The sequence below is a fragment of the Campylobacter concisus genome, assembly GCF_002165815.1.
Classification (GTDB): Bacteria; Campylobacterota; Campylobacteria; order Campylobacterales; family Campylobacteraceae; genus Campylobacter_A; species Campylobacter_A concisus_BH.
Genome location: NZ_NDYN01000001.1, coordinates 80647 through 93396, shown reverse-complemented (window position 1 = coordinate 93396; position 12750 = coordinate 80647). Strand labels below are relative to the sequence as shown.

The 12750-nt window shown below is 39.9% G+C and carries 17 protein-coding genes; 5 read left to right on the top strand and 12 right to left on the bottom strand.

Annotated elements, in window-relative coordinates; genetic code table 11:
- Together B9N65_RS00510 and B9N65_RS00505 are read left to right on the top strand one after the other, a co-directional pair.
- Complete coding sequence (locus B9N65_RS00510; RefSeq protein WP_087582363.1) at nucleotides 1–660, top strand: tetratricopeptide repeat protein; 660 nt, start codon at nucleotides 1–3, stop codon at nucleotides 658–660.
- Between the two features lie 12 nt (nucleotides 661–672).
- Entirely contained in the window at nucleotides 673–1296 is a 624-nt protein-coding gene (locus B9N65_RS00505; protein ID WP_087582362.1) for a tetratricopeptide repeat protein, read from the top strand.
- A 44-nt stretch (nucleotides 1297–1340) separates the two neighbouring features.
- Here B9N65_RS00505 and B9N65_RS00500 read toward each other — a convergent pair whose 3' ends face one another.
- From B9N65_RS00500 to B9N65_RS00465, 8 genes are all read right to left on the bottom strand, one after another.
- Nucleotides 1341–1595 (bottom strand): winged helix-turn-helix domain-containing protein, encoded by a 255-nt coding sequence (locus B9N65_RS00500; protein ID WP_087582361.1) that lies wholly within the window; start codon nucleotides 1593–1595, stop codon nucleotides 1341–1343.
- 234 nt (nucleotides 1596–1829) lie between these two features.
- Nucleotides 1830–2366, bottom strand: a complete 537-nt coding sequence (locus tag B9N65_RS00495; RefSeq protein ID WP_002942078.1) for a hypothetical protein — start codon at nucleotides 2364–2366, stop codon at nucleotides 1830–1832.
- Entirely contained in the window at nucleotides 2359–2880 is a 522-nt protein-coding gene (locus tag B9N65_RS00490; RefSeq protein WP_087582360.1) for a hypothetical protein, read from the bottom strand. Before B9N65_RS00490 ends, B9N65_RS00495 begins: the two co-directional genes overlap by 8 nt.
- Nucleotides 2877–3881 (bottom strand): hypothetical protein, encoded by a 1005-nt coding sequence (locus B9N65_RS00485; protein WP_087582359.1) that lies wholly within the window; start codon nucleotides 3879–3881, stop codon nucleotides 2877–2879. Before B9N65_RS00485 ends, B9N65_RS00490 begins: the two co-directional genes overlap by 4 nt.
- Before the next feature lie 60 nt (nucleotides 3882–3941).
- The gene (locus tag B9N65_RS00480; RefSeq protein WP_087582358.1) at nucleotides 3942–4388 is read right to left on the bottom strand and encodes a hypothetical protein; all 447 of its coding nucleotides are present in this window, start codon (nucleotides 4386–4388) and stop codon (nucleotides 3942–3944) included.
- Complete coding sequence (locus tag B9N65_RS00475) at nucleotides 4378–5157, bottom strand: lysophospholipid acyltransferase family protein (RefSeq protein WP_087582357.1); 780 nt, start codon at nucleotides 5155–5157, stop codon at nucleotides 4378–4380. The genes B9N65_RS00480 and B9N65_RS00475 overlap by 11 nt, the downstream gene beginning before the upstream one ends.
- Nucleotides 5138–6439, bottom strand: coding sequence for a tRNA (N6-isopentenyl adenosine(37)-C2)-methylthiotransferase MiaB (miaB, locus tag B9N65_RS00470; protein ID WP_087582356.1), 1302 nt, complete (start codon nucleotides 6437–6439; stop codon nucleotides 5138–5140). The genes B9N65_RS00475 and miaB overlap by 20 nt, the downstream gene beginning before the upstream one ends.
- Nucleotides 6439–6681 carry an HP0268 family nuclease gene (locus tag B9N65_RS00465; RefSeq protein WP_002941786.1) on the bottom strand — a complete coding sequence of 81 codons (243 nt, stop codon included), beginning with the start codon at nucleotides 6679–6681 and terminating at the stop codon, nucleotides 6439–6441. Before B9N65_RS00465 ends, miaB begins: the two co-directional genes overlap by 1 nt.
- A gap of 172 nt (nucleotides 6682–6853) precedes the next feature.
- Here B9N65_RS00465 and nusA point away from each other — a divergent pair, with 172 nt between their 5' ends.
- Nucleotides 6854–7957, top strand: coding sequence for a transcription termination factor NusA (gene nusA / locus B9N65_RS00460; protein ID WP_087582355.1), 1104 nt, complete (start codon nucleotides 6854–6856; stop codon nucleotides 7955–7957).
- Nucleotides 7957–8436 (top strand): GNAT family N-acetyltransferase, encoded by a 480-nt coding sequence (locus B9N65_RS00455; protein ID WP_087582354.1) that lies wholly within the window; start codon nucleotides 7957–7959, stop codon nucleotides 8434–8436. The genes nusA and B9N65_RS00455 overlap by 1 nt, the downstream gene beginning before the upstream one ends.
- Before the next feature lie 48 nt (nucleotides 8437–8484).
- On the opposite strand, the gene B9N65_RS00450 is transcribed toward B9N65_RS00455, so the two are convergent.
- Entirely contained in the window at nucleotides 8485–9084 is a 600-nt protein-coding gene (locus B9N65_RS00450; RefSeq protein WP_087582353.1) for an outer membrane beta-barrel protein, read from the bottom strand.
- Between the two features lie 159 nt (nucleotides 9085–9243).
- Between B9N65_RS00450 and B9N65_RS00445 the strand changes: the two genes are divergently transcribed.
- A complete protein-coding gene (locus B9N65_RS00445) occupies nucleotides 9244–9456 on the top strand; it encodes a transcriptional regulator (protein WP_002941953.1) in 213 nt (70 codons plus the stop codon).
- A 58-nt stretch (nucleotides 9457–9514) separates the two neighbouring features.
- Here B9N65_RS00445 and B9N65_RS00440 read toward each other — a convergent pair whose 3' ends face one another.
- The 3 genes from B9N65_RS00440 to B9N65_RS00430 form a co-directional block, all read right to left on the bottom strand.
- Nucleotides 9515–9985, bottom strand: a complete 471-nt coding sequence (locus tag B9N65_RS00440; RefSeq protein ID WP_012139936.1) for a hypothetical protein — start codon at nucleotides 9983–9985, stop codon at nucleotides 9515–9517.
- A 158-nt stretch (nucleotides 9986–10143) separates the two neighbouring features.
- Nucleotides 10144–11487 (bottom strand): transcription termination factor Rho, encoded by a 1344-nt coding sequence (rho, locus tag B9N65_RS00435; protein WP_002941811.1) that lies wholly within the window; start codon nucleotides 11485–11487, stop codon nucleotides 10144–10146.
- A gap of 163 nt (nucleotides 11488–11650) precedes the next feature.
- The gene (locus B9N65_RS00430; protein ID WP_087582352.1) at nucleotides 11651–12736 is read right to left on the bottom strand and encodes a pyridoxal-phosphate dependent enzyme; all 1086 of its coding nucleotides are present in this window, start codon (nucleotides 12734–12736) and stop codon (nucleotides 11651–11653) included.
- Nucleotides 12737–12750 lie beyond the last annotated feature (14 nt).

The window sequence follows — 12750 nt, the reverse complement described above, 5'->3', positions numbered from 1 at the left end:
ATGAAAAAATATCTACTACTTTTAACCGCTCTATTTTTCACAGGCTGCTTAAATGTCATCGGCATCGGGGATACGCCAAAACAAGATGACTCATGGCAGCAACCAAAGGACGAAAAAGTGGTGCAAAACAAAGAGCAAATTTCAAAAAATGCCATCGATCTTTTAACACCAAAGTGCGAGAGCGGCGATGCTGAAGCTTGCAACGATTTGGGTGTAAATTTTGAGCTTATGAAAGAGTATGACAACGCTTACGCAAACTATAAAAAGGCTTGCGATGCGAAAGTGCAGCTTGCTTGCTCAAACCTTGGCACGCTCTATGAAAACGGCCTTGGCGTGAAAAAAGATCCAAAAAAAGCGGTCGAAATCTACAAAGATAGCTGCAACAGTGGCGGTGTGCAAGCTTGCTATCATCTAGGCAATGCCTACCGCAAGGGCGAGATCGTCAAACAAGACTACTACCTAGCGATGGAGGCCTACACAAACGCTTGCAACGCTGGAGATCTGCCAAGCTGCGCAAATATCGGTGCGATGTATGAGCTAGGTCTTGGTATGAACAAGGATGAAAAGAGAGCTTATGGAATTTACAAAGTCGCTTGCTTTCGCGGTCTAAACAAGGCGTGCCCACAGATGAAAAGACTAGGCGCAAAGCTTGGCATGTAAGCAGGAAAATAAGTGAAAAAAGTTTTAAATTTTGGGCTTATCGTAGCTGCTAGCTTTATGCTAAGTGGCTGCTGGTCGTGGCAAAAGATGGTGAGCTTTGGCTTTTGGCAAAGTGATGAGGAGGCTAGGGCGGAGCGTCTTGAGCTTGAAAAAGAGAAGATGGTACAAAACTGCGAGAGCGGAAATAGCATCGACTGTAACAACCTAGCTGTAAATTTTAGCAACGAAAAGGACTTCGTAAAGGCAAAAGGCTACTATGAAAAGGCTTGCAGCGCTGGGCTTGCGACGGCTTGCTCAAATTTAGGTCAAATTTATGAGCAAGGGCTGGTTGAGGAGCAAAAAGATATCGAAAAAGCTCTAAAGCTTTATAAACTAGCTTGCGATAGTGGCGACGGTGTTGGCTGCTACAACGAGGCAATGGGGCTAAAGTCATACATCGAAAGCGAAAATTTAAAAACTCATAAGATAGATAGAACCAAGGCTGAGGCTAGAGTTTTAAAGCTTTTGGCAAAGAGCTGCGAGCTTGAGTATGCTCAGTCGTGCTTCTTGCTTGCAAAGCTAAGTGGCGATGAAACAAAGGCAGACGCACTTTATAAAAGAGCCTGCCAACTTGGCAAATGTGTGGATAAAAAGTAAGAATTTGTGTAGCTTAAATTTATAAAAGCTACACAAAGTTAAATTTAGTTTGATCCGCTAAGTCTATACCCAACGCCTGAGATGTTTTTGATGAGGTTGGCGTCAGTTTTTGCCCTTATCTTTTTGATAGTCATTCTAAGTGCTTCGTTACTCATCGACTTCTCGCTCCAGACGTAGTTTTCTATCACTTCATAACTCACCACTTTTTCTATATTACTCACGAGCAAAAAGAAGAGTTTTGCCTCATTTTTTGGCATCTGCACCTCTTCACCATTTTTGAAAAGCTGCTTGCTCTTCATATCGTATTCGTAAATTTCTTTAAAATTTGATCCTTGCTTTCAAAAATATCTTTTGTCGCCATTATAATCGTGGTTTGAAGCTCTTTGTATAGTTTTGCAACCTCGCTTTATGTGCGCCAGCATCTGCGCGTGTAAGAGCTTTATAGTAGAGATGGCTCTAGCTTTTTTATACCTATGTTTTTGCTAAGAGCGGTGCAGTTTTAAATTTGATGCGAAGAAATTTATTAAATTTGGTTACTTTAACCCAAAAACTTTTATATTAAAAGTTGTGTGAATCTTGTCGTTTTCACCCTTCATCACGATAGGAAATTCTGCTTTTATGATGCTATCGTAGCTGCTAAGTGCATCTAGAAAGTCATAAAATTTCTGCGGGGTTTTAAGTGAGCTGGTGACATTTAGGCGGTATCTAAAGAACTTTTCAGTTGCGTTATTCTCGCCTTCTTCTATCTTGCTAAGGCTTACCTCGCTAAAAAATTGCGATGCGAAATTTATAAATTTATCCTTATCAAAAGCTGTATCATAGGCCAAGATGATAGCACCATCTTTTTGTCTTGTCGCTTCAAGCGCTTTAAATTTAGCTTCAAATTCGTTTTTTACCTTCGTATATGATGAGGTTTGCGAGTAGTTTTGTCTTGAGAGGCTTTTAAATTCTTTTATGTTTGGCACGATAAAGCCAAATATCATAATAAAACAAACTATGATAAAAGCAAATATAAAAAGTAAAAGCTTTACTGGGTCGATTTTTTCTAAGCTCGTATCTTTTTTACTCATTATATCCCTCAGAATTATCAATCTTATTTGTGCTTATAAAGCCGTACCAGCCGTTTTTGCTCTGATAAAAGCTAGTGTTTGACGTGGTGAAAATAGACCTTAGCGGCGAGGCTAGGAGTTGGTTAAAGACATCCTTTGTTGGCGTTATGCCGCGTATGATGAGCGAGTTTTTATCCATAAAGACCTCTTCAAGCGTGATGCTATCAGGCACAAGGTCAAAGAGATTGTGTAAGCTTTGCTTTAGGATAGAATTTGACGTAAAGATGTCGTTTGCAGAGTCTATCTGCACGGCAAGTTTGGCTGAAATTTCATCCGTAGTGACTATCTTTTGGCTAAGCTCTTTTTGCTCATTTGCTAGAAATTCTATATTTTTTTTGGTTGAGTAGTTTTTATAAACGATGAAGAAATTTGCCACCAAAAGCACCGCAAAGACAAAGCCTATGAGGCTTAGCCAGAGCTTGCTAAAGATAGATAGAAGCGGTCTTGGTTCTGGAGTGATGAAGCTAAATTTCATAGTGTTATCTCTTCTTGCATGATCTCGTTCATGATGTGATTTGTATTGATCGGATAGCTTGATGTCTCCACAAATAGCTCTGATTGCAGGTATTGTAAAAAGGTCGCGCTTGTCTTTGTGTTTTCAAAAACGATGATCTGCTCGATAAAATCGCCGCCGTAGATTGGGTTTTCATAAAATTCTTTCATAGCTTTTGCGATGTAGTCAAACATCTTCATATCGCGCCCAAAGATCGCCACTGACTTCTCGACATTGGTCGAAGCTGGCATGTTTAGCTCGTAGTTTAGATCTTCAAATTCTTTTGGTTTATCATCGCTTAAGAAATCATCCAAACTCTTGAAATCATCAAGCGCCGTTGCGCCATCTTCTTCTTTGACGATGAGGTTATCTATGTCTGTTATATCCTCTTCTTTTAGGCTTTCTATCTCTTCGTTGCCCTCTTCAGCGTCACTCATATTTAAAAACGTAGAGAGCTTCATCTGCTTGTCTTTAAATATCGCAAGCGCAAAAGAGTGCGAGTGGATATAGAGATATAGCGTGGTTTTTGGTGAAATTCCACGCTTTAAAAGCTCGTGAAAGAGCAGGGCGATAGGCGAGTAGATAAGATCGACACTACCTTGTCCAAAGATGTTTTTATATCTTCTTATAGCGTTTAAATTTGCATATATGCTCCAGCTATCTTGCATCACAAGGCTGGTTAAATTTTGCGTGTTGATGTTAAATTTCTTGTACTCGTCAAAGTTAGCAGTAGGCAGCGCACCTTGTGAGTCGTCGTTAAAAAAGAGCGAAACATAGACGCCAAAATAAGCCTTTTCTTGCTCTTCTATGTATTTTAAAACTTTTTCATCGACACTATCGATGCTTATGTCTGTAAATTTAGCATTTATGGTTTTTATAAGCTTGCCATTTCTAAAGACCTGACCGTAAAAAACGCACTCATTGCCCTCGATCACGGCGCTTAAGAAAAGGTTTGAAAAAAGCTTTTTGATGCTAAAAGACATAACTCTCCTAAATTTAGTGCATTATTTTTGGTATGTTAGCTAAAAAGGGATTAAATAAGTTTAAAACAGCTCGTTTTTTAGTTTTGCAAACGCCTCTTTCATCTTCAGAGCTTCGCTTTTTAGCTCATCATTAAGAAGTGCAGAATTCTTTAAGCTTTCAAAATCCTCTATCATCACATCACACATCATTTTGATGCGCTCATTATCAGCCTTACTGACGCCATTTTGGCTCATTTTTTTGATGCGATCAAGATACTCTTTGCCATTTTTTATGTATGAGCTAAATTTTATAGCTGCCTTGCTTTGATTAAGCGTGGTGGCGGCCATCTTGTTGTAGGCGTCAAGATCAAGGGCTTTTTGGCTTAAATTTATAGCCTTTTCATACTCTTTACTCTCGTAGTAAAATTTCGCTTCAAGAGCGAGCTTGTAGGAGTTGTCGCTGTAAAAAAATAGCCCAAACAAGGCTATTATAAAAATGGCAATAAAGATAGAGATTTTATTTTTCATAAATTTCGTCCAAAATTTCTCTTATCTCATCGCTTATTTGCGGATTTTTATGAGCATATTTTTTCCACCAAATTTTTAAATTTGACCTAAAGTCCTCTTTATTTTGTAGCACGCTCTTGCCGCCGTCATTTTGTGAGGCTTGCCAAAGCTCATTTTGTATCTTCTCTTTTGCCTCTTTTTGTTCTAAATTTGCCACGCTAAAAGGTGCTGAGAGGCTAAATTTTATAGTTGAAAATGGCTTTGGAAGTATCATCTTATCCCAGCTTTTAAATTCCCAAAACGAGTTTGCTTCGAAATTTAGAGCATAAATTTCGCAAGATGATTTTTGTGCGATCACCGCAGCTCCGTCTGCGACGCTGTGTCTTGGTCCGCGTGGGCCATCTGGTGTGATGATGACGTCGTGGCCTTGCTTTATCTCTCTTAAGGCTTCTATGAGCGCCCTTGCACCGCCTTTTGAGCTGCTACCTCTAATGGTGCCGATGCCAAAAAATTTGATTATTCTGGTGATTAGCTCGCCATCTTTGTGGTCGCTTATTATCACCTTGCCTTGTTTTCTGTTTCGGCTGCTCCACCAGCGTCTGTAAGCAAAGCTCATAAAGCTAAGTCTGCCGTGCCAAAAGACGACGACGCAGCCATTTTGTGGTAAGAAATTTGGAGTGTAGCTCTTTTTGCAGGTTAGAAAAATGAGCCACATCAAAATGTAGATGAAAAAGACGCCTACGTTTAGGGCGAGCTTTTCAAGGGTGCTTTTAAATTTGCAGCTCGCCATACAAAACCATTCGTTTTGGGTTTGTGATCTTTACTTTTTGCATAGTGCCAAGAAGCTCTTCACTGCCATCAACTTGAACCAAAAAGTTGTTAAAACTTCGCCCAGCAACGCCGCCATTTGCCCTTAGCTCTTCAAAATATACATCAAAAATTTTATCTTTTTGCTCCGCTACTATCTCGTCTAAAATTTCGCTGTGGCGATTTTGCAGGCGCGTTAGCCTTTCTGAAGCTGTTTTATCATCTATTTGATTTGTAAAAGTAGCTGCCTTTGTAAGCGGACGAGGCGAATACTTAAAGCTAAAAATTTGCTCAAATCTAACTTGCTCAAGGACGTCCATCGTATCTTCAAATTCGCTATCGCTCTCACCTGGAAATGCGACGATGATATCAGTTGAGATGCTAACATCTGGGCACATCTTTCTAAGTCTTAGCGCGCGGTCTAAAAACCACTCTTTTGTGTATCCGCGCTTCATCTCGCGCAAAACTTTTGTGTTTCCGCTTTGAAGTGGCATGTGCATAGATTTGCAAATTTTTGGGTTATTAGTGAAAATTTCAAGAAATTTATCATCCATGTGAAGTGGGTGAGGGCTTGTAAATCTTATCCTCTCAACGCCCTCTATCTCGCTTATCTTTACTAAAAGGTCGCTAAAATCAATATTTTCTTGCACGCCTGAAAATCTTTTGCCGTAGTTATTAACATTTTGCCCTAGTAAAAATATCTCTTTTGCGCCGCTTTTTGCGGCCTTTTCTACCTCTTTTAGGATGAGGCTTGAAGGGATAGAAATTTCATCGCCTCTGGTGTGTGGGACGATGCAGTAGGTGCATTTTTTATCGCAGCCGATCGAGATGTTGATGTGGCTTTTGTATGGCGAGCCTCTAAATTCGCCAAATGCGTATTCGCTCTCGTCGTGGTTGATGTCGGTTGAGATAAATTTAGGCGTATTTACCGCCTTTGTGATCTTGCTAACATTTCTTGCACCAAGGACAAAATCAACATAAGGCGCACGCTTGAAAATTTCACTACCCAAATGGCTTGCAGTGCAGCCGCAAACGCCTATCTTTGCGCCTCTTTTTTTGGCTTTTTCAAAGGCTCCGACCTCGCTAAAGAGCTTATGAACTGGCTTTTCACGAACTGAGCAGGTATTTATAAGGATTAAATCAGCTTCTTCGATGTTTTGTGTTAAGGAGTAGTCTTCTTTTTGTGAGAGCTCGGCTATGATATGCTCGCTGTCACGAACATTCATAGCACAACCTAGAGTTTGGATAAAGAGTTTTTTACTCATTAAAGTATATGCACTTCATACATATAATCGCTATCATCAAGCCCGTATTTTACGGTTCTGTGATAAACGCTTAGCCCTTTTTCTTCAAAGTGCTCGACTAAGGCGATTAGCTGTTTGTGCGTATTTTCTTTATCAAAATAGAAAATTTTCTGACCCTCTTTTTCGACAGCTGCCTCTATCTTTTCTAGTGAAATCGTTTTTGGTTTTGCGTCTAATTCGGCTCTTGCAAGTTTTAGCTCCATTTTTAATCCTTTCAAAATCTTAAATTTTAATCGGTCAATATACCCAAATCATCATAAAAAAAGGATTAAATAAAAGTTAATAACAAGCTTAATGTTATTAAAAGTATGGCTTATGTATAATTTCAAAACTTCACGAAAAATCCCCGAAATTTATCGTCACAATGGAGAAAAAATGGAAAGAATTTCAGATATAATCGAGTCAATTGCAAATGAGAAAAATTTAGAGATAGAAGATGTAAAAGAGCGCGTCATAAGAGCTTTGATAAACACTGCAAAAAGGGTTTATGGAGAAAATTATGAGTATGACGTGAGCATCGATGCTAATAAAAATTTAAAGCTTTATCAAAAAATTTCAATCGTAGCAAACGACGATGAGAGGCTTGCTGAAGACAATGAGCACTTTTTAAGCTTAAAAGAGGCTAAAAAGATAGACAGTGGCGTAGAGATCGGCGACGAGCTCACTTATGAGCTAAGCCTTGATAACCTTGGTAGAACAGCCGCTCAAACGCTTCACAAGGAGCTTGAGTATCACATCCAACGCCTAGTCGAAGAGAAAATTTTACAAAAATATAACGAGATGAGCGGACACATGGTATTTGGTCCGGTTGTCAGAGTCGATAACGACGAAAACACCTTTATCGAGATAGATGAGCTTCGTGCCATCTTGCCACGCAAAAACCGCATAAAAGGCGAGAAATTTAAAGTAGGCGATGTGGTAAAAGCGGTCATTAGAAAAGTTTTTACAGATAAAAATTTAGGCATAAAGGTCGAGCTTTCAAGGACTTCACCTAAATTTCTTGAGGCGCTGCTAACTTCAGAGGTGCCTGAGATAAAAGATGGTGGCATCATCATTCAAGGAAGTGCGAGGATCCCTGGCGAAAGGGCAAAAGTAGCGCTCATCTCAACCACTCCAAACATCGATCCAGTCGGTGCAACGGTCGGCACAAAGGGCGTTAGGATAAATGCCGTAAGCAAAGAGCTTCATGGTGAGAGCATCGATGCGATCGAATACACCACTGAGCCAGCGATTTTGGTGGCTCGCGCTATGGCACCTGCTATCATCACATCTGTAAAGATCGAAGAAAACAAGGCGATCGTGACACTTGCGAGCGAGCAAAAGAGCAAGGCTATCGGCAAAAACGGTATAAATATCCGCCTAGCAAGCATGCTAACTGGCTATGAGATCGAGCTAAACGAGCTTGGCTCAAAAACTAGCAGCAACGATAGTGACGGCGGAATGGTCAAGGATCTAAAAGCACTCTTTGGCGATAACTAATGAAATTTCAAATAAGAAAAGCGACTAGAGGCGATATAGACGTGATCTGCGAGCTTGTAAGGGAGCTTGCAGCTTACGAAAAAATGAGTGATCAAGTCACTTTTACAAATGAAATTTTCGCGGACTCCATCTTTAATAAAAATCACGCAAAAGCCATTATCTGCGAGAGTGAGGGCAGGGCGATCGGCTACGCTATCTATTTTTACACGTTTTCTACATTTTTAGGGCTTGGCGGGATCTATCTTGAGGACATCTACGTCAAAAAAGAGTTTAGAAATCAAGGCATCGGCAAGGCATTTTTTAAATTTCTAGCTCAAATTTGCAAGGATGAAAATTTAAAAAGGCTTGAGTGGTGCTGCCTAAACTGGAATGAGCCAAGTATCAAATTTTATGAAAGCATGGGCGCTAAAAATCAATCTCTTGAGTGGAGAACCTACCGCTTAGACGGCGAAAATTTAGAAAAACTGGTAAATTTATAGTTTCTAGTAAAAGCTCAAATTTGCTTTGAAATTTGAGCTCGCGAATTATTAAAATTTATATGTATATCCCATATAAAGACCGACGTTTGTCTCTTTAGTGTCGACAAAATCAAATTTACTAATCTTACCATAGTCAGTTCTGTCAGCTTTTATGCCAAATTCAACTGCATTATTTTCATTAATAGAGTATTCAGCACCAACTCTTGCACCTAGTATCCAGCCGTTCGTGCTAGCACTTTCCATCGGATTTTCAGCATCGCCACCCCTTAGCTTAAGCTTTGAAAAACCAGTGTAGCCACCAAGAACTAGTTTAAGATCTTTTGCTACGCTTGGAGTGTAGTCAGCTCCAACTATAAATTTATGAGTTTTCCACTCAGCTACGCTTTTATCTTCGTCATTTGCTGTTTTCTTAACTTTAAAATCATATATATAAGCACCATAAACTCTAGCTACATCAAAGTCATAACCAGCTTTTATACCAAGACCTGGCTGTGCTTTTTTAGCTTTTGATTTGCCATTGTCGCTTTTTGCTGTTAAATTTGAATTAAAAGAATAGTCTCCTTCAAATCCCACAAACGCTCCTTGCGCTAAAGCAACGGCACTAGCTAGGCTTAAACCTAAAGCAACTTTTAAAACTACATTTTTCATTTTTACTCCTTATTTAAAAAATGTTACGCGGCTATTTTAAATTTTCTTATATTAAATAAAGTTTAAATATTCAATTAAATTAATAAAAAACATAAAATAATTCAATTGTTTTCTTATCAGAATAAAATTTATAAAATCACTCAAAAAAAGGAGTGTAAAGTGGCTAAGATGACAAAACGTGATATGGCTTATCATTTAGACGTTGATGTCGCAACGCTTTACAACTGGCGAAAACACAAGCCCAACCTTTATCGTATCGTGATGCTTGGATTTAAATTTGACGAGCTTATCGAGCAGAGCAAAAAGACTTGCAATGAGCTTTGTGAATATGAAAATTTAATCAATCAAGATATAGAAAAATTTAGTAAGTGACGTATAAATTTAAAGTGAGATGATGTAAGTTTTTAAAAGGTGGTTAGCCCACCTTTTGTTATTTTATTGCAATTATTTTTGTATCTTTTTGTTTGAGCTCTAGGCTGCCATCTACATTACATCTTGGATTTAAAGTTTCTAGGGTCGCTAAAACTTCTGTTTTATCACCTTCGCCTATGTCATCATATTTTTTTAAGATATACATATGCGGTGTATTTTCGGGTATGCTACCTTTTGGCATACTAAAAGCATCGGCTTTTACGTTAAATTTTTCTAGATCAACTTTTGTATCTTTATCAACTATAAGATAGCCTTTAATGCCATCTTCTTTTAACTCATCTTTTTGGGTTTCCGTATTATATTTCCAGTCATAATTTATCCTTTTATAAACCTTCACTTCGCCTTTAAAGTGCTTGATACTACCCATATCGGCTTTGCAAATTTCAGCCAAAGTAGTTGGCTCACCACATCCAGTTAGAGCAAGAGCAAGTGTTACTGTAATGCCTGAAAGAACGACTTTTGTTTTCATATTTTTCCTTTTTGTAGAAGTTAGAAATTCGGATTTTACAAAAAAAAAAAAATAAAACTGAAAAAAATAAATTAATAAATTTATGAAATATTTGTTGATAAATTTGATGTAAAAAAAGAAATTTGAGCTCAAAGCAAGCGCTTCAAACTCAGTTAAATTTACTCGTTTAGGATAGAGAGAAGCTCTTTATTATCTTTTGTTTTTAGCATTTTTGCATATAAGAATTTAAGTGCTTCGACGTCGTCCATTGTCGCGATCGCAGAGCGGATAGCCCAAATTTTTTGAAGCTCATCAGGCTTTTGAAGTAGCTCTTCTTTTCTGGTGCCTGATTTTAGCACGTTGATAGCTGGGTAAATTCTGCGGTCTGAGATGTTGCGGTCAAGCACGATCTCGCTGTTTCCAGTGCCTTTAAACTCTTCAAATATCACTTCATCCATACGTGAGCCAGTGTCGATAAGTGCTGTTGCGATGATGGTTAGAGAGCCGCCGTGTTCGATGTTTCTAGCTGCGCCAAAGAAGCGTTTTGGCTTGTGAAGTGCGTTTGCATCCACGCCGCCTGTTAGCACCTTGCCGCTTGGCGGGGTTACTGTGTTGTAGGCACGCGCTAGACGGGTTATGCTATCAAGCAAGATGATGACGTCTTTGCCCATCTCAACTAGACGTTTTGCCTTTTCGATGACTAGCTCTGCTACGCGGACGTGGTTAAGCGCTGGCAGGTCAAATGTCGAGCTAAATACCTCTCCTTTTACGCAGCGCTGCATATCGGTAACCTCTTCTGGTCTTTCATCTACCAAAAGCACCATTAGCTGCGCTTCTGGGTGATTTTTAGCGATGCCGTGAGCTAGCTCTTTCATAAGCTCTGTTTTACCACTTCTTGGAGGTGCGACGATGAGGCCACGCTGACCCTTGCCAATAGGCGTGAAAAGATCAAGCACACGGCCCGTTAGCTTCATCGGATCATACTCTAAATTTAGCTTTTCAGTTGGGAAAAGTGGGGTTAGGTTGTCAAAGAGTGGCCTCTCCTTTGCATCTGCTAGAGGCATATAATTTACCGCTTCGATCTTTAAAAGGGCGTAGTATTTTTCTTGATCTTTTGGCTCTCTTACTTGGCCGGTGATGATGTCGCCCACACGAAGTGCAAATTTGCGGATCTGAGAGTTTGAAACATAAGCGTCGTTTGAGCTGTCGCTTAAATTCGCATCAACAGCCCTTAAAAAGCCGTAGCCCTCGTTTGTGATCTCTAAAATTCCAGTAAATAGTATAAAGCCGCCTTGTTTTGTCTGGGTTTTTAGTATCTCAAATATCAAATCCTGTCTGCGAAATTCGCGTGGATTTTCGACGCCAACGCCATTCGCGATCTGCACTAGTTCATCTAAGCTAAGCGTTCTTAGCTCTTCGATCTTGTGTCCGTCGACTGGTACGTGGGTTCTTGATGCTTGATGTTTTTTTGTAGTTTTTGTGTTTTGAGCAGCACTTTGCTCGGTTTGGTTATTGTTTTCCATTTTTCCTCTTTAAATGCGGGGATAAGATTGCAGAATTCTGGGCTTCAAAAGTTTTTTGAAAGTTTTGGCATTTTATAAAAATAAAACTTTGTTGTCAAGAAATGCCACGACCAAAGTCGCTAAAATAGGCAAATTTGTAGGCAAAATGACCTGCAAATTTATCTTAATGCTCGCTTTTTAGTCCAGCACCGCACATCGAGATGATGCTTCTGCCCTCTATCTTGTGTGATTTTGCGTAGCTTGCATAGGCAGCGTAGATCGCTGCTGTGGTGTGCTCGACGTAAAAACTACGGCTTGCTAAGAAATTTCTAGCTGGCTCAATATCCTCTTCTTTTATCGTGATCACCTCGCGCTCTCCTGCATAGTGGCTAGCTAATATCTCAGCGCCACGAGCAGGTTTTGCTATCGCTATGCCCTCAGCTAAAGTTGGCTCTGGCTTGATTGCAAGTGGCTCGTTTGTTGCCCCTAAAAATGGCGCGCACTTCTCACTTTGAACGATGAAAATTTTAGGCAGTTTTTTGATCACTCCAGCCTCATATAGCTCGTTTAGCGCGATCTGGCTGCCAAGTAGCAAGGTGCCGTTGCCAACTGGCAAAAAGAGATTTTCAGGGACAAAGCCAAGCTGCTCGTAAATTTCATATATATATGTTTTGGTGCCTTGGTAAAAAAGCGGGTTAAACACGTGGTTTGCGTAAAAAATTCCCTCATCTTTTGCCCTTTTTCTGCAAGCATCTGCCGTCTCGTCGCGTGTGCCGTCAAAGACAACCGCCTTTGCGCCGTAGTACTCAAGCATCTTTATCTTTTTCTCGCTTGTGCCTTTTGGAACGTAAATTTCACACTCTATGCCAGCTCTAGCAGCGTATGCAGCGACCGAGTTTCCAGCGTTTCCGCTGCTATCTTGCAAGATCTTTTTGATGCCATGAGTTTTGCAAAACCAAATAAGCATCACCGCACCCCTATCTTTAAAAGAGAGCGTTGGCATCGCATAGTCCATTTTAAGGTAGAGTGCGTCATCAAATTTCACGCTCTTTGTTAGCCCCTCGCCAAGGCTGATGTCGCGCCAAAGCTCGTTTTTAATAGGGAAAAACTCGCGGTATCTAAATAGGCTAAACTCGCGCTGATCGATCAAATTTAGATCAAATTTGGCTGGTTTAAACTCCAGATCATAAAGCCCACCGCACTCGCACGCAAATATAGGCGTCTCAAAATCTGCGCTCTTGCCGCACTTTGAGCAGATAAATTTAGGCATTTTTGCTCCTTTAA

Excerpts from the sequence above, each read along its gene's own strand:
- rho (WP_002941811.1), bottom strand. The coding sequence starts at position 11,487 with ATGGAAAACAATAACCAAACCGAGCAAAGTGCTGCTCAAAACACAAAA.
- B9N65_RS00455 (WP_087582354.1), top strand. The coding sequence starts at position 7,957 with ATGAAATTTCAAATAAGAAAAGCGACTAGAGGCGATATAGACGTGATC.
- B9N65_RS00495 (WP_002942078.1), bottom strand. The coding sequence starts at position 2,366 with ATGAGTAAAAAAGATACGAGCTTAGAAAAAATCGACCCAGTAAAGCTT.
- B9N65_RS00480 (WP_087582358.1), bottom strand. The coding sequence starts at position 4,388 with ATGAAAAATAAAATCTCTATCTTTATTGCCATTTTTATAATAGCCTTG.
- miaB (WP_087582356.1), bottom strand. The coding sequence starts at position 6,439 with ATGAGTAAAAAACTCTTTATCCAAACTCTAGGTTGTGCTATGAATGTT.
- B9N65_RS00500 (WP_087582361.1), bottom strand. The coding sequence starts at position 1,595 with ATGAAGAGCAAGCAGCTTTTCAAAAATGGTGAAGAGGTGCAGATGCCA.
- B9N65_RS00450 (WP_087582353.1), bottom strand. The coding sequence starts at position 9,084 with ATGAAAAATGTAGTTTTAAAAGTTGCTTTAGGTTTAAGCCTAGCTAGT.
- B9N65_RS00485 (WP_087582359.1), bottom strand. The coding sequence starts at position 3,881 with ATGTCTTTTAGCATCAAAAAGCTTTTTTCAAACCTTTTCTTAAGCGCC.
- B9N65_RS00510 (WP_087582363.1), top strand. The coding sequence starts at position 1 with ATGAAAAAATATCTACTACTTTTAACCGCTCTATTTTTCACAGGCTGC.
- B9N65_RS00475 (WP_087582357.1), bottom strand. The coding sequence starts at position 5,157 with ATGGCGAGCTGCAAATTTAAAAGCACCCTTGAAAAGCTCGCCCTAAAC.
- nusA (WP_087582355.1), top strand. The coding sequence starts at position 6,854 with ATGGAAAGAATTTCAGATATAATCGAGTCAATTGCAAATGAGAAAAAT.
- B9N65_RS00430 (WP_087582352.1), bottom strand. The coding sequence starts at position 12,736 with ATGCCTAAATTTATCTGCTCAAAGTGCGGCAAGAGCGCAGATTTTGAG.
- B9N65_RS00490 (WP_087582360.1), bottom strand. The coding sequence starts at position 2,880 with ATGAAATTTAGCTTCATCACTCCAGAACCAAGACCGCTTCTATCTATC.
- B9N65_RS00465 (WP_002941786.1), bottom strand. The coding sequence starts at position 6,681 with ATGGAGCTAAAACTTGCAAGAGCCGAATTAGACGCAAAACCAAAAACG.
- B9N65_RS00440 (WP_012139936.1), bottom strand. The coding sequence starts at position 9,985 with ATGAAAACAAAAGTCGTTCTTTCAGGCATTACAGTAACACTTGCTCTT.